This is a genomic window from Myxococcus guangdongensis, assembly GCF_024198255.1.
GTDB classification, from domain to species: domain Bacteria; phylum Myxococcota; class Myxococcia; order Myxococcales; family Myxococcaceae; genus Myxococcus; species Myxococcus guangdongensis.
In genome coordinates this window covers 726613-744148 of sequence record NZ_JAJVKW010000001.1, presented here as the reverse complement: position 1 = coordinate 744148, position 17536 = coordinate 726613, and the positions used below count along the sequence as shown (strand labels likewise).

12 protein-coding genes are annotated in these 17536 nt (G+C 68.5%); 8 read left to right on the top strand and 4 right to left on the bottom strand.

Annotation, left to right across the window (positions count from 1 at the left end; translation table 11 throughout):
• Positions 1–92: 92 nt before the first annotated feature.
• From LXT21_RS03015 to LXT21_RS03005, 3 genes are all read left to right on the top strand, one after another.
• Positions 93–1226 (top strand): hypothetical protein, encoded by a 1134-nt coding sequence (locus tag LXT21_RS03015; RefSeq protein WP_254036562.1) that lies wholly within the window; start codon positions 93–95, stop codon positions 1224–1226.
• 66 nt (positions 1227–1292) lie between these two features.
• Positions 1293–2201 (top strand): hypothetical protein, encoded by a 909-nt coding sequence (locus LXT21_RS03010; RefSeq protein ID WP_254036561.1) that lies wholly within the window; start codon positions 1293–1295, stop codon positions 2199–2201.
• A 328-nt stretch (positions 2202–2529) separates the two neighbouring features.
• Positions 2530–5100 carry an RCC1 domain-containing protein gene (locus tag LXT21_RS03005; protein ID WP_254036560.1) on the top strand — a complete coding sequence of 857 codons (2571 nt, stop codon included), beginning with the start codon at positions 2530–2532 and terminating at the stop codon, positions 5098–5100.
• 62 nt (positions 5101–5162) lie between these two features.
• Here LXT21_RS03005 and LXT21_RS03000 read toward each other — a convergent pair whose 3' ends face one another.
• Together LXT21_RS03000 and LXT21_RS02995 are read right to left on the bottom strand one after the other, a co-directional pair.
• Positions 5163–10259: a CARDB domain-containing protein gene (locus LXT21_RS03000; protein WP_254036559.1), complete on the bottom strand. Its 5097-nt coding sequence runs from the start codon at positions 10257–10259 to the stop codon at positions 5163–5165.
• Positions 10260–10386: 127 nt separating this feature from the next.
• Positions 10387–11928, bottom strand: coding sequence for a gliding motility protein (locus LXT21_RS02995; protein ID WP_254036558.1), 1542 nt, complete (start codon positions 11926–11928; stop codon positions 10387–10389).
• Positions 11929–12111: 183 nt separating this feature from the next.
• Between LXT21_RS02995 and LXT21_RS02990 the strand changes: the two genes are divergently transcribed.
• Entirely contained in the window at positions 12112–12393 is a 282-nt protein-coding gene (locus tag LXT21_RS02990; RefSeq protein ID WP_254036557.1) for a hypothetical protein, read from the top strand.
• A gap of 18 nt (positions 12394–12411) precedes the next feature.
• On the opposite strand, the gene LXT21_RS02985 is transcribed toward LXT21_RS02990, so the two are convergent.
• Entirely contained in the window at positions 12412–14085 is a 1674-nt protein-coding gene (locus LXT21_RS02985; protein ID WP_254036556.1) for a serine hydrolase domain-containing protein, read from the bottom strand.
• Positions 14086–14303: 218 nt separating this feature from the next.
• On the opposite strand from LXT21_RS02985, the gene LXT21_RS02980 reads away from it, so the two are divergent.
• Positions 14304–14651: a hypothetical protein gene (locus tag LXT21_RS02980; RefSeq protein WP_254036555.1), complete on the top strand. Its 348-nt coding sequence runs from the start codon at positions 14304–14306 to the stop codon at positions 14649–14651.
• Between the two features lie 74 nt (positions 14652–14725).
• On the top strand, positions 14726–15058 hold the full coding sequence (locus LXT21_RS02975; protein WP_254036554.1) for a hypothetical protein: 333 nt from the start codon (positions 14726–14728) through the stop codon (positions 15056–15058).
• A 15-nt stretch (positions 15059–15073) separates the two neighbouring features.
• Here the strand turns inward: LXT21_RS02975 and LXT21_RS02970 are convergent, their stop codons facing one another.
• Positions 15074–15871: a helix-turn-helix transcriptional regulator gene (locus tag LXT21_RS02970; protein ID WP_254036553.1), complete on the bottom strand. Its 798-nt coding sequence runs from the start codon at positions 15869–15871 to the stop codon at positions 15074–15076.
• Between the two features lie 281 nt (positions 15872–16152).
• Here LXT21_RS02970 and LXT21_RS02965 point away from each other — a divergent pair, with 281 nt between their 5' ends.
• Together LXT21_RS02965 and LXT21_RS02960 are read left to right on the top strand one after the other, a co-directional pair.
• Positions 16153–16824, top strand: coding sequence for a hypothetical protein (locus tag LXT21_RS02965; protein ID WP_254036552.1), 672 nt, complete (start codon positions 16153–16155; stop codon positions 16822–16824).
• A gap of 168 nt (positions 16825–16992) precedes the next feature.
• Positions 16993–17487 (top strand): hypothetical protein, encoded by a 495-nt coding sequence (locus LXT21_RS02960; RefSeq protein WP_254036551.1) that lies wholly within the window; start codon positions 16993–16995, stop codon positions 17485–17487.
• Positions 17488–17536 lie beyond the last annotated feature (49 nt).

Here is a 17536-nt window from a genome sequence, read left to right as displayed (position 1 = left end):
CCGTCCTTCCAGGAACCGCGCTTTCAGGAGGAGGTGCGCCGTGGGGTATCCTCGCGCCGAGGCGTGGCCCCCAACCGCCTCCTGGAGACTCCATGCATCCGAAGAGGCGTCATCGATGGTCTTCTCGCTCCGTGGTGCTCGGAATGAGCGTCGCGCTCCTGGTCGCGGCGGGTTGCTCGAGCGACGATGAGCCCGGCGTGGACGTGCCCAACCCGCTGACCAACCCCAAGGACGGTCCCCCGGCCGGCAACCCGAACGCGGAGGCCACCTGCAGCGTCCCCGCGGAGGCGGGGCTCGCGGATGTCTCCAGGCCCACCACCGTCGTCGGAACGGGGACGCCCGCCAGTTGTACGAGCGCGGCCTTCATCGACGCCGTGGCCAAGGGCGGGGTCATCACCTTCGACTGCGGGCCGGAGCCGGTGACGCTCACGCTCGACAGGACGGCGAAGGTCTTCAACGACAAGGGGCCGGACATCGTCATCGACGGCAAGGGATTGGTGACGCTCAGCGGCGCGGGCCGGCACCGCATCCTGTACATGAACACCTGTGACAGGAATCAGGTCTGGACGACCTCGCACTGCGACAACCAGGACCACCCCCGGCTGACGCTCCAGAACCTCACCTTCATCGACGCCAGCTCCAAGAGCGAGACGGAGTTCGACGGCGGCGGCGCGGTCTGGGTGCGCGGCGGCCGGGTGAAGGTCATCAACACCCGCTTCTTCAACAACGCGTGCGCGGACGTGGGGCCCGACGTGGGCGGCGCCGCGCTGCGCGTGTTCGACCAGTACAACGACTTGCCGGTGTTCGTGGTGAACACGACCTTCGGCGGCAAGGCGGGCTACGGCGGCGCCTGCTCGAACGGCGGCGGCATCAGCAGCATCGGCGTGTCGTGGACCGTCATCAACAGCCTGTTCTCCCACAACCGGGCCATCGGCAACGGCGCCAATCCCTCGCGCCCGGGGACTCCGGGTGGGGGCAGCGGCGGCGCCATCTACAACGACGGCAACACGATGACGCTGTCCCTGTGCGGCACGCGAATCGAGCACAACGAGGTCAACGCCCACGGCAGCGCCATCTTCTTCGTGAGCAATGACCACTCGGGCGACATCCGCATCGACCGCTCGGTCATCCAGAACAACCTGGGCGGCTCCTGGTACGTGACGCATCCCCAGATTTCGAATCACTCGGACACGCCCATCACCGTCACGAACTCCACGATTCAGTGATGACCCGGGGCCCGTCCCCTGGAGGGGGACTTTCGTTCCGGCGGGCGGGCCCCTGATGATGGCGCCATGGCCCCTTGCTCGGAACGCCGCCTCGCGTGGTTCTTCGCCCTGTCGCTGCTGTTGCCGGGGTTGGCGGTCGCGGCGTCCGGGGCCGGGGCGAGCGCGCCGGTGACGCTGCGCTGGAAGGTGCCGCCGTCCTCGCTCGGCTACGCGTACACGATGGACAACCTGTCCTCGAAGGCGAGCACCCTGAAGGTGGACATCTCCAGCGTCCGGCTGCGCGGCGAGCCCGCCGGCAAGCGCAAGAAGCTCTTCGAGATGGCGCAGCCGACCCAGTCCGCCATGGCGCTCGTGCTGTCCCCGAAGCCCTCGGGCGACGTGGCCGCGCGGGTGGTGGTGACGAAGATGGAGATTCCCAAGACGAAGCGCGCGTCGAAGGAGTCCCAGGAGTTGGCCCGACAGATGAAGGCCATGGAGGGTCGCGTGCAGCTTCGGGCCACCCTCACGCCCTCGGGGTTGGTCACCAGCGACTTGAAGCGCGAGCACCGCAACCTGGTGGCCTTCATGGTGGAGCTGCCCTCGCGCCCGGTGGCCGTGGGCGACGTGTGGACCCACAGCGCGGACCTGGTCGACATGGGGAAGCATTGGAACGGCGAGAGCGACACCATCAACCGCGTGGAGCTGGTGTCCCTGGAGCGCGAGGCCGAGGGCACCACGGTGGCCGTCATCGACTTCACCGTCGCGGAGCGCCACGCTGGCCGCTACGAGAACCCCGCGCTGGCCAGACCCCTCCCCGCCACCATGGAGATGTCGTATGTGGGGCGCGGCGAGTTCCTCGTCGAGCAGGGCCGCTGGCGCCGCGTCGCGGGTGAGATGGCCACCGTCGCCAAGGGCGTGGTCTCCGTGGACTCCGCGCAGCGCTTCGTCATGGTGCCGCTGGAGCCCATCCCGCAGGAGGTCCTCGCGGCCCAGTAGCGCGCCTCGGCGCTCCTCCCACACCGGGTCATTCGGAACTGCGGGGGCTGATACCTGGCTCGGGTGTCACGGCTCACCCGTGGTTCATGGTTGATGCCTGAGTTGCGTTATTTCTTGTTTTGAAAGAGAAAAGCACGCAACCCGTCGCGTCGGCTCCGGAACACCCGTGCTCACGGGCGGGCCCTCCCATGTCTTGATTCTCCCACGGATACCCCGGTCTCGGGAGGAGGGCCGAGGTGTGTCAGGAGTGGCTCCCTTGAAAAGGCAGACAGTGGCAGTAGGACTCCCAGGGTTCCGCTGGTGTCGGGCGGCCTTGTTGGCATTGGGGATGGGTTGTGGCGAGACGCTGCCCGTCGACGCGTCGGAGTCGGAGTCGCGGACCCAGCGCGGGTCGCTCGCGGGCGGGCAGTCGGTGGCGCGGGTCGCGGCGGGGGCGTACCACTCGCTCGCGCTGCGGGATGACGGCGTGGTGTGGGCGTGGGGACAGAACGCGGAGGGGCAGTTGGGGCGCGGCCAGTCCAGCGCCGCGCCGCAGCCCACGCCGCTGCCCCTGGCGCTCCCGACGTTGGTGCGCGACGTCGCGGCGGGGGCGGGTCACTCGTTGGCATTGGATGAGTCGGGCCGGGTCTGGGCCTGGGGACGCAACAACCGGGGACAGGTGGGCAGCGCGCAGACGGGCGCTCCGGTGCTGACGCCGTTCCAGGTGCCGTTGACCGGGCGCTTCGTCGCCATCGCCGCGCGGGCTGACTATTCGCTCGCGGTGGACGAGCAGGGCGCGCTGTGGGCCTGGGGGCAGAACGTGGATGGTGAGCTGGGACAGCGCACCTCGGACACGCAGGCGCACCCCACGCCCGTCAAGGTGGTGCTCCCACAGCTCGCGGCGAACGACCCGTACCTGCCGGCGGCCGGAGGGCCGGTGGACCCACAGGACGTGTACCGGATTGCCTCCGTCGCGGCGGGTGGCCACCACGTGCTGGCCCTGACGCGCACCGGGCGCGTCTGGGCCTGGGGACGCAATGACGCGGCGCAGGTGGGCACGGGCCAGGAGAGCGCGACGCCGGTCCTGGTCCCCACGCTCATCCGCGACATCGCCATCGCGAAGGCCGTGGCGGCGGGAGAGGCGCACTCACTCATCTACGACAACGAGTGGAACGGCAACGCGTGGAGCTGGGGGTTGAACACGTCGGGGCAGGCGGGGCGTGGCTACGTGGTGCAACAGCCGCCGCTGGCGCGTCAGTTCGTGCGCGGCCCGTGGCCCGTGGGGAACTGGACGCACGCGGGAGGTGGCATCGCCGCGGGAGACGACTTCTCACTGTTCATCCGAGGCGCCCCCCACGGGGAACTGGTTGCCTGGGGCGCCAACAGCCACGGCCAACTGGGCGACCTCAGCCTGACGATGAAGACCGAGCCCGTCAGCGCCTTCCGGTGGGACTCCTCCTCCGCGGTCTACCGTTACGTGGAGCACGTGGAGCAGGTGGCGGGAGGCGCTCGCCACGGCCTGGCGGCGCGCCTGGGGATGTGGGAGTACGCGGGCTGTCCCGTCGTCTGGTCCTGGGGGGACAACGGCCAGGGGCAGCTCGGCACGGGGAGTCTGTCACCACCTCAGTCCACCCATGTGCAGCGAGTCCTGCCGCTGCGGCGCTTCTACCTGGACGCGGACGGGGACGGCTTCGGCAACCCGAACCAGGTCCAGCAGGACTGCGCGGAGCGGCTCCCCGGCTACGTGGACGTCGCGCTGGATTGCGACGACAGCCGCGCGGCCATCTCGCCCTCGGCCGTGGAGGTGTGTGACGGCGTCGACAACAACTGCAATGGCGCGACGGACGAGAACGGGTGCGCGTACTGGTACCGCGACCAGGACGGGGACGGGTACGGCAACCCGAGTGTCTACGTCCGCTCGGGTGTCCAGCCCGCGGGATATGTGAGCGATAGCAGTGACTGCGATGACTCCAATCCGGGCATCGGTGAGCCCTCGCTCTGGTACCTCGACCAGGACGGTGACGGCTTCGGACGCAGCAGCCCCTCGCAGTACGCCTGCACCCGCCCCGCGGGCTACGTGAGCGATGGCAATGACTGCAACGACAACTCCGCCCAGGTCCATCCCTATCGGACGGAGGTGTGCGACGGCCTCGACAACAACTGCAACGGCCAGACGGACGAAGGTGTGGGGTCCACCTGGTACCGCGACGCGGACGGCGACGGGTATGGGAACCCCAACAACTGGACCCGGGCTTGCTCGCGCCCCTCCGGCTACGTGGCCGACGCGAGCGACTGCGACGACACCCGGGCCAGCGTGACGACGGGGCGGAACTACTACCGCGACCTGGATGGCGACGGCTATGGCCATCCCATCATCTCGGTCATCGCCTGCACCCAGCCCGCGGGCTACGTCACCAACGCGGGTGACTGCGACGACAACACCGCCATGGCGCATCCAGGGCGCACGGAGGTGTGCGACGGCATCGACAACAACTGCAACTTCCAGACGGATGAAGGGCTGCGCTCCACCTACTACCACGACGCGGATGGTGACGGCTGGGGCAACGGGCAGGCACCCACGCTCGCCTGCTCACGCCCCGCAGGTTACGTGGTGAACGCCAGCGACTGCAATGACTCCAACCCGAGCATCGGTGAGCCCACCGTCTGGTACCTGGACCAGGACGGGGACGGCTACGGGCACGGTGGCCACTGGCAGTACGCGTGCAACCGCCCGGGGGGCTACACGAACAACGGCATCGACTGCCACGACAGCAATGCGGCCATCAACCCGGGGCAGCCGGAGTCCTGCCTGGACACCATCGACAACAACTGTGATGGCTACACTGCCCCGTACTGCGGCGGGCCGACGAATCCCAATCCGAACCCGTGCAACGGCGACCCCTTGTGCCAGGAGCCGTGAGTGAGACCACCCGCCGGGCATCCCGTGTCGTGGGATGCCCGGCGGTGCTTCGATGCCGCGTGCTACGGGGTGACGATGAGTCCGGTGACGCGGGTGTTGTTGTCCTCCCGCAGCTCCACCAGGGACTCGCCTGCATCCGCGTAGGCGCCCAGGTGGTAGGCACCCGCCAGCCCCATTGCGCTCGGCGGGAGGGTGGCCGACACGTTCAGCGATTGCGTGCTGCAGCTGTTCGGATTCAGCGCGTTGAGGCTCGCGACCCCGATGAGGCTCTGGTCCGGCGCGGGCTGCACGGAGTCAGCGGTGAGCACGGCGCCGAGCGAGGTGTAGAGATACACGCTGCTCGGGTCGCTGGGCTGGGTGCCCTGGTTGCACACCGTGACCGTGGCGGTGAAGGAGTTCCCCACCCGGACGAAGGACGGCCCCGTCAGCGCGGTGACCACCAGGTCCGCCTTGTTGCCGACGCCGACGAGGCCCTTGATGAAGAGGTTGTTGTCCTCGCGCAGCTCCTCGACGTTCAGGTCCTCGTCGACGATGGCGCCCACGTAATAGGCACCCTCGGTGTTGTTGGCGTCCGGAGGCAGGTGGGGCGTGAGCGGGGTGGGGACCGTCGTGCAGGCACCTGCCGCCAGGTCCGGAACGAAGACGAAGCCCAGCGGGGACTGGTCCATGGGGGGATAGGGCGGCATGTTGGGGCCCATCGCCGTCAGCTCGTCGTCCATGGACAGGTACAGCCGCACCATCGTCGACGTGCTGTCCTGCGTGCCCTGGTTGCACACCGTCACCGTGCCCGTCACGGTCTGCGAGGGATACCCGCCCAACTGGAAGCTCGGCGGCACGCTCATGCCGGTGATGATGAGGTCCGCCTTGCTGCCGATGCCGACGAGGCCGTGGATGAAGGTGTTGTTGTCCTCGCGCAGCTCCTGGACGTTCTCGTACTCGTCGACGATGGCGCCGAAGTAGAACGCGCCATCGTTGCCCTGCGCGTCCGGGGGACGGTTGGGCCAGATGTCCGTGGAGACGGTGGTGCAGTGGCCGGAGGCCAGGCTCGGCACCCAGGCGGTGCCCGCGTACATCTGGTCGGTGACGGGGTAGGGCGGCATGCTGGGCCCCATGGAGGTCAGCGTGTCGTCCATGGAGATGTAGAACCGGACCTCCGTCGAATTGCTGGTGACGGTGCCCTGGTTGCAGACCGTCACCGAGGCCGTCGGAGCCGGCGAGGTATTGGTGCGCAGGCTCGGCGGCACCACCATGCCGGTGATGACCAGGTCGGGCCTGCTGCCGACACCGATGAGGCCGTGGATGAAGGCGTTGTTGTCCTCGCGCAGCTCCTGCTCGCTGCCCTGCTCATCGACGATGCCGCCGATGTAGTACGCGCCCTCGATGCTGTTGGCGGACGGAGGCAGCACGGAGGAGAGCGTGACGCTCACGGTGGCACAGCGCCCGGCGAAGAGCGGGGGCACGGGGGCCTGTCCGAGCGGGGACTGGTCCATGAGCGGATAGGGCGGCGCGTTGGGGCCCATCGCCGTCAGCTCGTCATCCACGGAGAGGTAGAGCTGGACCTGCGTCGACCCGCTGTCCTGCGTGCCCTGATTGCACACCGTCACCGAGGCTGACACGGACGAAGAAGGGCCGCTCCGGAGGCTCGGCGGCACCACCATGCCCGTGATGACCAGGTCCGCCTTGTTTCCGACACCGACGAGGCCATGGATGAACGTGTTGTTGTCCTCGCGCAGCTCCTGGACGTTCACGTCCTCATCGACGATGCCGCCCACGTAGTAGGCACCCTCGGTGTTGGAGGCATCCGGGGGCAGGTGGGGCGTGAGCTGGGTGGACACCGTGGTGCAGCGCCCGGGGTAGAGCGGGGGGACGAAGACGAAGCCGAGCGGGGACTGGTCCATGGGCGGATAGGGCGGCGCGTTGGGACCCATGGACGTCAGCTCGTCATCCATGGACAGGTACAGCCGCACCATCGTCGACGTGCTGTCCGTCGTGCCCTGGTTGCACACCGTCACCAAGCCCGTCAGGGGCTGCGCAGAAGGAGACCCGCCGGTGCGGAAGCTGGGCGGCACGTTCATGCCGGTGATGACGAGGTCCGGCTTGTCGCCGATGCCGACGAGGCCGTGGATGAAGGTGTTGTTGTCGTCGCGCAGCTCCTGGACGTTCTCGTACTCGTCGACGATGGCGCCGAAGTAGAACGCGCTGTCGTTGCCCTGCGCGTCCGGGGGCCGGCTGGCCCAGATGTCCGAGGAGACGGTGATGCACTGGGTGGGGTAGAGGTTCGGCACCCAGGCGGTGCCCGCGTACATCTGGTCGGTGACGGGGTAGGGCGGCATGGTGGGGCCCATGGCGGTCAGCGTGTCGTCCATGGAGATGTAGAATCGGACCTCCGTCGAGCTGCTATTGGAGGTGCCCTGGTTGCAGACGGTGACCTTGGCCTTCGGCGTCTGCGAGGAGGGGTAGCTGTTGCCGCGCAGGCTGGGCGGCACTTCCATGCCAGTGATGACCAGGTCGGCCCTGTCGCCGAAGCCGATGAGGCCGTGGATGAAGGCGTTGTTGTCCTCGCGCAGCTCCAGCTCGCTGTCCTGCTCATCGACGATGGCGCCGACGTAGTACGCGCCCTCGCGGCCCTGGGCCAACGGAGGCAGGGTGGACGCGAGCGGGGTGGAGACGGTGACGCAGCGTCCGGCGTAGAGCGGAGGCACCGTGGCGAATCCCAGCGGGGACTGGTCCATCGGGGGATAGGGCGGCGGGTTGGGGCCCATCGCCGTCAGCGTGTCGTCCATGGACAGGTACAGCCGCACCTGCGTCGACCCGCTGTCCTGGGTGCCCTGGTTGCACACCGTCACCGTGCCCGTCCGGGGTTGCGGGGACGAGTAGCTGCTGCCGAGGCTGGGCGGCACGTTCATGCCGGTGATGACCAGGTCGGACCCGTTGCCGACGCCGACGAGGCCGTGGATGAAGGTGTTGTTGTCCTCGCGCAGCTCCTGGACGTTCACGTCTTCGTCGACGATGCCGCCGACGTAGAAGGCTCTGTCCGTGTAGTAGGCATCCGGGGGCAGGTGGGGCGTGAGCTGGGTGGACACCGTGGTGCAGCGCCCGGGGTAGAGCGGGGGGACGAAGACGAAGCCGAGCGGGGACTGGTCCATGGGCGGATAGGGCGGGGCGTTGGGGCCCATGGCCGTCAGCTCATCGTCCATGGACAGGTACAGCCGCACCATCGTCGACGTGCTGTCCATCGTGCCCTGGTTGCACACCGTCACGGTGCCCGTCTGGGGCTGCGCAGAAGGAGACCCGCCGGTGCGGAGGCTGGTCGGCACGTTCATGTCGGTGATGACGAGGTCCGGCTTGTCGCCGATGCCGACGAGGCCGTGGATGAAGGTGTTGTTGTCGTCGCGCAGCTCCTGGACGTTCTCGTACTCGTCGACGATGGCGCCGAAGTAGAACGCGCTGTCGTTGCCCTGCGCGTCCGGGGGCCGGCTGGCCCAGATGTCCGAGGAGACGGTGATGCACTGGGTGGGGTAGAGGTTCGGCACCCAGGCGGTGCCCGCGTACATCTGGTCGGTGACGGGGTAGGGCGGCATGGTGGGGCCCATGGCGGTCAGCGTGTCGTCCATGGAGATGTAGAATCGGACCTCCGTCGAGCTGCTATTGGAGGTGCCCTGGTTGCAGACGGTGACCTTGGCCTTCGGCGTCTGCGAGGAGGGATAGCTGTTGCCGCGCAGGCTGGGCGGCACCTCCATCCCCGTGATGACGAGGTCCGCCTGGAACCCGAAGCCGATGAGGCCGTGGATGAAGGCGTTGTTGTCCTCGCGCAGCTCCAGTTCGCTGTCCTGCTCATCGACGATGGCGCCGACGTAGTACGCGCCCTCGACGCCCTGGGCCGCCGGAGGCAGTGCGGGCGTGAGGTTCGTGGAAACGGTGATGCACTGGCCGGCGAAGAGCGAGGGCACGGAGGCCTGTCCGAGCGGCGCCTGGTCCGTGACGGGCTGCGGCGGGGCGTTGGGCCCCATGGCGGTCAGCACGTCGTCCATGGAGAGATAGAGATGGACCTGCGTCGAACCGCTGGACTGCGTGCCCTGGTTGCACACCGTCACGGAGGCCTTCGGCTGCTGCGACCAAGGGTATCCGCTGTTGTGCAGGCTGGGCGGCACCACCATGTCGGTGATGACCAGGTCGGACCCGTTGCCGACGCCGACGAGGCCGTGGATGAAGGTGTTGTTGTCCTCGCGCAGCTCCTGGACGTTCACGTCTTCGTCGACGATGCCGCCCACGTAGTAGGCCCCGTTGTTTCCCTGTGCGTCCGGAGGCAGGTGGGGCGTGAGCTGGGTGGACACCGTGGCGCAGCGCCCGGGGTAGAGCGGAGGCACGGGGACGAAGCCCAGCGGAGACTGGTCCATGGGCGGATTGGGCGGCGCGTTGGGGCCCATGGACGTCAGCTCATCGTCCATGGACAGGTACAGCCGCACCATCGTCGACGTGCTGTCCGTCGTGCCCTGGTTGCACACCGTCACGGTGCCCGTCTGGGGCTGCGCAGAAGGAGACCAGCCCGTGCGGAGGCTGGGCGGCACCTTCATGTCGGTGATGACGAGGTCCGGCTTGTCGCCGACGCCGACGAGGCCGTGGATGAACGCGTTGTTGTCCTCGCGCGTCTCCGAGACGCTCTCGTATTCATCGACGATGGCGCCGAAGTAGTAGGCCCCCTGCAGACCGTTCGCGTCCGGAGGCAGGTGGGGCCAGAGGTCCGTGGTGAAGGTGGCGCACTGGCTGGGGTACAGGTTCGGCACCCAGGCGTTGCCCACCCTCGCCTGGTCCGTGACGGGAAGGGGCGGCGCGCTGGGCCCCATGGGCGTCAGCACGTCATCCATGGACACGTAGAACGTCACCTCCGTGGAGTCGCTGGAGGCGGTGCCCTGGTTGCAGACGGTGACCTTCGCCTTCGGCGCCTGCGAGTAGGGATAGTTGCTGGCGCGGAAGCTCGGCGGCACCACGATGTCGGTGATGACCAGGTCCGGTCCATCCGCCAGCGCGCTCGTCTTGGCGCCCAGGTGGGTCGCTGGTGACGTCCCGTCACCGCCGGAACAGCCGGTGCTCCCTGTGACAATCAATCCCAGCATCAGCAGACCGCTGCTGGCTGTCGTTCTCCATGCTGCCCTCTTCATGTCGTCTCCCTTTGCCGCGACGGATGGGGTGCCCCGAGGACCTCCAGGGCGTGCCTCCCATTACGTGCGCGGCGTCTAAGGTGAAAAGACAGAAAATCATGAAGAACGGGTTGGGTGCCAGGACCCGCTAGAAGTCGCGAATCGAGTCCATCACCGTCACGAGCGCGTCGCGGTCCAGCGGGACGACGGAGGCGTTGCCCGCGGCGCGCAGCTTCTCGTCCACGGCGTCGAAGATGCCCATCAGCGCGTCGTAGATGTGCTCGCGCTCCACGGTGAAGATGAAGGCGTGGCGGGCATCCAGCTTGTTGAAGCCCTCGGTGTAGTCCTTGACGACGGGGGTGAGCGCGGACACGAGCGCGGAGGGTGAGCCACCGTGCCCGGTGGTGGCGGCGAGCGCGGCCGAGCGCGCCTGTCGATACAGCGCCGCCGCCTTCTTCGCCTTGGCCGGCGGGATGTTGTCCTCGCCGTCCCAGGTGCGGAAGGGGTTGTCCAGGTTCTCCGCCAGCCACTCGGGCTTGCGCGGCTGTCGCACCGACACATCCACGCCCCGCTGGGCCGCGGCCTTGTACGCCTTCTTCACGCTGGCGGCGACGTCCGCGGGGAGGCTCGTGAGCCACAGCTGCCCCAGGTCGGGGAAGCGCTCCGGCCCGGGGAACTCCTCGGGTGACATGCCGAACACCTCGTTGAACATGAGCACGCAAAGCCCGGTGAGCGCGCCCAGCTCCGCCGTGTTGCGCAGGTTGCCCGGAGCGCCCGTGGCCCGCAGCTCCGTCAGCTTGGGGAAGCGGCGGACGAGGGTCGCGGCGTCCAGCTCCCGGAAGGCGTACACGTGCAGCTCATCCAGGGCGTCCAGTCCAGACCAGCTCCAGGCGGTGTCCTTCGTGTGCAGGTGGAGCCAGCGCCCATCCGCCTCGGCGTGAATCCTCAGCTCGGGCGAGGCTTCCCCGAGCAGCGACAGCGTCTCCAGCTCGTCATTGAGGAACACCTCCTGCACGCCCGTGACGTCGAGCCCCAGTCGCGTCAGCCGCGCTCCGCGCACATCCACCACGCGTTGGCCGTGGTTCGTCACGTGGGACTCGTAGACGAAGGGCATGCGCCGGATGAACTCGAACAGCCCGGTGACAGGTGCATCCGCGTTGACCGACGTCAGGATGGGCAGCGCCTCGAACACCGCCAGGTCGGAGACGGCCCGGAGCCGGTCCGTGTCCAGCCGCTGGGTCGTGCGGCGCAGCTCCAGTCCCCCCAGCGTCACCAGCTGGCTGCGGTCCTCCAGGGCGACGGTCTGCTTGAAGAGGTCCCGGGTGGCCTGGGGAATGGTCTCCCAGCGGCGCTGGCTGAAGTGGGTGCTCCCCGAGGGCCAGTTGCTGTAGCTGACGCTCTTCTCGGTGAGGAGCGGCGGCCGGTGGCCCACGTGGACGTAGCCATGCGGCACGTCGATGGGCACCCAGACATGGACGTGGTGCTCCTTCCAGAAGAAGAAGTTGAAGACGATGGGCTTCATCCCCGCCACCGCCGCTGCGTCCGGGAGCTCGGGCCCCACCCAATCCAGGGACAGCACACAGGCCAGTTCGTTCTTCCCCTCCTGCTTCAACGCCGTGACTTGCATCGCGGTGTAGGCCGCGAGCCGAGGGGTGTAGACGACGAAGATGTCTCCGACGGTGGGCTTCATGTGCGAGCGAATCCGAGGACAGGGTGGAGTGGCCCCAGTGTAGGCCGGGCCCTCGCCCGCGACAGTCCACTCGGCCACGGTTCACCCGTGTTTCACGGGCCTCTCCGGGTAGACGGGGCGGACCTGGACTCGATATCGTTGCCACTGCAACTTCGAAACAGTTCTCACGACAAGGGGCCCCGGATGACGCTGTCTCGTTGGGTGATTGGATTCTCCGCGTTGCTGCTCGGCGCTTGTGGTGGACCGGCCGAGACGGAGGAGGGTGTTGCTCCTGAGACCACGGCCACGGTGGAGCAGCGCTCCGAGCAGCCTGGTGGGGGGCGCACGGGCTTCCACCGGACGTACTACTACGACGCCGCGAGGACGCGATGGGCGGGCGCGGTGCACGGGGACTGCCTGGGCTACATCACCCAGTCCGGTGTGGTGACGCAGTACGCTGACGAGTACGCCTTCCTCTGTGAATGAGCGGGCACGGCTCCGCCCTCAGGGCCGCGAGGCTCCGGGGGCGGGCCGCACCAGGTCGAGCACGAGCGGGACGATGTGCGAGAAGGCCATCGTCCCGGGGCTCACCCGCTCGTCCAGGTCCGCCATGCGCACCACCACCAGCTGGTGCTTGGGGAAGATGAGCAGCTTCTGGCCGCCGGACCCCATGGCGGCGAAGCCCATGACCTCCCCCTCCTGTTTCAGCGCGTAGCGGGCGTTCCGCACCTTCGACTCGAAGGCGGTGAGCTCCTCGGGGCTCCCCAGGCGCTCGATGAGCGCGGCGCCGAGTTCGTCCTGGGGCATGGGCTTGTCCACCATGTCCTGGAGCCGCTTGAGCTTCGTCTTCGGAAAGCCCTTCGCGTGGGCTTCGTCCAGCATGGGCTGCACCAGCGTCATCGTCGGTGGCTTCTCGTAAAGGCGCCACCAGAGCAGCCCGCTGGTGGGGGCGTCGGGGTGGGTCGCCGCGGTGGACTTGCGGACCCAGTCGCGGCTCATGAACGTCTGGTCTCGGTAGACGCCCTGCTGGAGCATGACCTGTCCCAGCCGGGCGAAGTCCAGCGGATGTATCTGGAAGCCGGCCATGCCCACCGGATTGCCGGAGGGGTCCTTGTCCCAGCGGAAGTCCCGGATGCCCAGCGGCTGGATGAGCCGGCGCTTCACGTAGGCGTCGGCCTTCTGGCCCGAGGCGCGCTCGATGATGCCGGGCAACAGGTTGACGGCGTTGTTGTTGTATTGGAATCGGCTACCGGGTGGGGCCACCACTTCCGAGTCCAGCGCGTGGCGCACGAGGTCCTTCGCGTCGTAGAGGCGGGTCGACGAACTCCCGGTGTCGAGCCCCGAGGTGTGGCTGAGCAGGTGGCGCAGCGTCACCTGTCCCTTGCGCCCGTCCTTCCACTCGGGGAACCAGGTGGAGACGGGCAGGTCGATGGAGGCAATCTTCCCCTCCTCGAGCAGCATGCCGATGGCCATCGACACCACGCTCTTGGTGGCGGACATGCTCTCGATGAGGTGGCTGTCGCCGCCGAAGTACCACTCGCCCACGAGCCGGTCCTGGTGCATCACCACCAGCGCCGCGCTCCCGGTCTCCTCCGCGGCCTTCACCAGGGCCTCGAGCGCGGGCTCGGACAGCCCGGCCTCGCGCGCGGAAACCGTCTCCAGCCCCGAGCCCACGCCGGCTTCCGAGCGCGCCTCGCGTGCGTTCTTCCGGGCCTGCGCCACCAGCGCGTCGTAGCCGGGCCGCGCGCGCACGGGCTCCAGCGACCGGGCCTTGAGCATCCCTCCGGGGTCCGTGAAGCCGTGCCGCACCGCGAGCTCCACCCAGGTGAAGGACGCGCCCGTGTCTCCGGCGCGGGCCGCTTCGAGCGCGGCGTACCACGCGACCTCCGGGAACCGGTGTCCCTGCGCCCAGGTCTGCTTCAGTCGTTCCACGGCCTGGGCGTGGGCGCCGGTGGAGGACTCCTTCCAGGCCTGGTTGATGGCGTAGGTGACCTCGGGTGGTGGCGCCGGGGCAATCTTCGCCCGGGGCCCGGAGACCTTGTGCTCGGGGCGCTGAGTCGGCTCGTCGGCGCTCGTCCGTCGAGCGCCCCCTGCGGGTTCGGACGGCGTGGTGTTCACGGGGGCGGTGTGGGCGCAGGCCAGCAGGCCGCTGAGCGAGAGGAGCAGGAGGCGACGCATCAAGGAATCATAGAGGGAGGGCCGCTCCGGTGGGGACGCGGGGGGCGCGCCCTCGACGTCGTGGGGGCCACGGAAAACTGAGAGGGGGTGATGGGGGCGCGTGGATTTCCGAGTGGCCGGATGCGGGGCGGCGTGACGTTCGTGTTGCGCTCCAGACGCGGGGGCGCCTCACGGGCCGCAGGCGCCTTGCTGGCGTCTGTCTTGCTTTCGCGACGCGCATGACGTCGCGCAAGAGGCTCTCGAAGGTGTCGGGCAGGGCTGCTCAGGGATGGACGTGGCTCGTGGCGGTGGTGCTCCTGGCCGGCTGTCGGGGGCCCGAGGGAGAGCCGCCCCCGTCCTCCCACGCCCCCTTGTCCTTGAAGGGCGACCAGGCCCTGGGGCCTGAGTGCGAAGGCGTCGAGCTCACCTGTCCGGAGGGTTACTCCTGTGCCTGGTTCGACCTGGGCGCGGGCCGTGAGATCCGCTGCGTCCAGTCCCCGGCCATCTGCGACCTGTTCACCTGCAGCTCCGGCGAGTGCCTGGTGCTGGAGAGCCACCCGCTCCAGATTCGCTGCAGCGGCTCCTGACGGTACGCCCCGGCTCCCGCCCACCGACTATCGTCGAGCACGGACCCTACCGTGCGTGGGCGACAGGAGCGGGCATGCTGGAGTTGCAGGAGCAGTTCATCGAAGCGCTGTTGGAGTCCGTCCCCGAGCCCTGGGAGCGCGTCGAGGTGCACTACGAGCGCTACGCGTGGGGTGGGGACACGTCTGAGAAATACATCGCCAATGGCTTCCTGCACGAGCAGCGGTCCGATGTGGACCTGACGCTGGAGGCGCTGGAGGCGCTGCACACCTTGCAGGAGCACCCGCCGGCGGGGCAGCGCGAGGCGTGGACCTGGCTCCTCTTCCGCCTCGATGCGGAGGGCACGTACCACTTCGACTATCGCTACGGCGTGCCGCCCCTGGTGGCAAAGGAGATGGCCGCGCAGTGAGGGGCCGCCCCTGGCTCACCGTGGAGTGGGGAGGTCCTCTTCCTGGAGCAGCAAGCGGGGAGCCCGGGGCAGGGCACGGGCCTTCGCGAGCAGCTCGGTGCGGCTGCGTGCGCCCAGCCGCTTGTGGAGGGCCTTGCTGTAGTCGTGCACCGTCGCGGGGCTGAGCCCCAGATGCTGGGCCACCTCCTTCTCGCCATGGCCCGCCTGGAACAGCGCGAGGACGTGTTGGAGCCGCCGGGGGAGCCGCAGGGCCTGGGCGCTTTGCCACAGGAGCCCCAGCTCGCCGTGGAGCAGGTGGATGAGCTGGCGTTCTCGCGCGTCGAACGGGCCGGATGAGGCCTCTCGGAACAGGAAGACGAAGTGCATCGCCCGGTGCTCGGGGACGTGGAGCGCCGACAGCAGATAGTGATTGAGCCGGGCGGGGCGGTAGTGCTCGTTGAAGATGGTGGAGCCGTACCAGCTGCGGTCGCTCGCGAGCTCCTGCCGCGGCGCCGTGAAGGTGCCCTCGCCGAGCTGGGCGATTCTCGCGTCGGAAGGGTCCATCGCGGCATCGTGACGCTCACACACCTGCATCCAGACCTGTCGGTCGGACGCGGTGGCCCAGCCCAGGTCCACGCTGCCCTGGTGCCGCGACGCGTCCAGCAGTCCATCTTCCGGAGTCTCGGCCGCCATGCCGACCTGGGCGCCCACGAGCGCGCTCATCCCGGCGACCAGGTGACGCCTCCACGCCAGCGTGTCGTGACTCAACTGCCCGAGCTCATCGAGCAGGCGGAAGGCGTTGCGGGCGTCGCTCCAGGTGACGAGGTCCGACATGGGCCCGAGGCTATCCCCTGTTCAGGGGAATGGTCATCTCATCGGCAACACCTATCCTGGGTGAACCAAGGCGCTGGATTCCCGAAGGACGGGGCCTGCCTCTTGGTTTCTCGACATTCGTCAAAGCCCATCGCGGGATGGGGCCTTGCGCTGACAAGTCGTCTCGCGGGTCTCCATTCCTTGTCGCATCCACCCAGGAGAGACTCATGCAGCTCGTTCGTTGGTGCCTTTGTGTCATGGCTGTGTTTGTCGCGGCATGTGGGAGCGTCGAGGACGCTCCCGTGACCGCGGGCCCGTTGGAAGACGTGGAGGAGCAGTCGTCGGAGCTGCGCGCCTGTTCGACGTCGCTCGACTGCCGCTCGAGCTGCGTCTGCACCAACGGCGTCTGCGTGGGGGGCGGCTTCGGTCCGCCTCCGCCGGCGGGGTACTGCGACGTGGCGCCAGTGCGCGCCTGCAATACGGGGGCGGACTGCACGACGGGCTGCGCTTGCTCGAACAACGTCTGCGTCAACACCGGCGGATTCAGCCCGCCCGCTGACTGCCGGCTCGCGCCGCCGGATGCGTACGAGAGCGACAACTCCCACACCTCGGCCTCGTCCTACGTGGGAACGCCCCAGCTCGGACACACGTTCCACCGGGCGGGGGACGTGGACTGGGTGCTCGGCGCCACGAACATCCATCAGTTGATGACGGTGGAGGTCTACAACCTGCGCAACTTCGGACAGCTCCGCGTGGACGTCCATGCGTATGACTTCGCCACCCGCACCCTGGGGGCCCTGCTGACCAGCACCCAGACCGTGGTCTGCTCCGATTTCACGACCGCCTGCTGGATGTACCGGACCTCGGTCAACGTGGCGCCAGGGGTCTACGCCGTGAAGGTCACCGACACGCGCACCGTCCCCGCGGGCTCCGACTGGCGTCCCACCCCGACGTATGACTTGAAGATGTACTGAGCGGGCACCCCGTCAGCGCGTCCAGCGAGGGAGGAACAATCCCATGGATGTGGGATTGCTCCTCTCCCGTGTGGGCGTGCAGACTCCCTCCACCTCCGACACGCGCCTGCTCGCGCGGAGTCGCAGGTGTGTGTCATTGACCGTTCGATGATGGCGAGGGGTTCCTGCATGCGAATGCGATTCGATGTGCGTTGGGTTCGTGTGGCGTTCCTGGTGGTGACGACGTTGACGGCTTGTGGCGGTGAATCGTCGGTGGACGACGACCTCACGCTGGAGAGCAGCGAGGCGGCGGTGTCCTGTCAGGTGACGCAGCAGTGCACGGGCACCTCGGTGTCCTGCGGCTCCGCGAGCGGTGTCTGCACCTCGGGGGCGGACAATGGAGGCTGGGTGCAATGTGATGGGACGCGGACCTACTGTCCCTCCACCACCGCCTGCACGTGCCAGCCCCAGCGGTTCACCGTCACCGGGTACGGCGTCCATCCGCGATGCAGCGGGGCCTACGCCTATGCGAGCCAGGATGCCCACGAGGCCGCCGCCCTGGCGTGTCCCCGGGGTGTCTGCAACACGGTGGAGGCCCAGGTCGATTGTATCCCGGCGCAAGTGTCCGCCTCGGCGCGGGTGTCGTTGACGTTCTCCTGCATGGGGCCGCCGAACTGTCAGTGAGCACCCCGCCCGGCTGGGGCGGGGCATGGGCTTGGGTGACGGCGCGGCT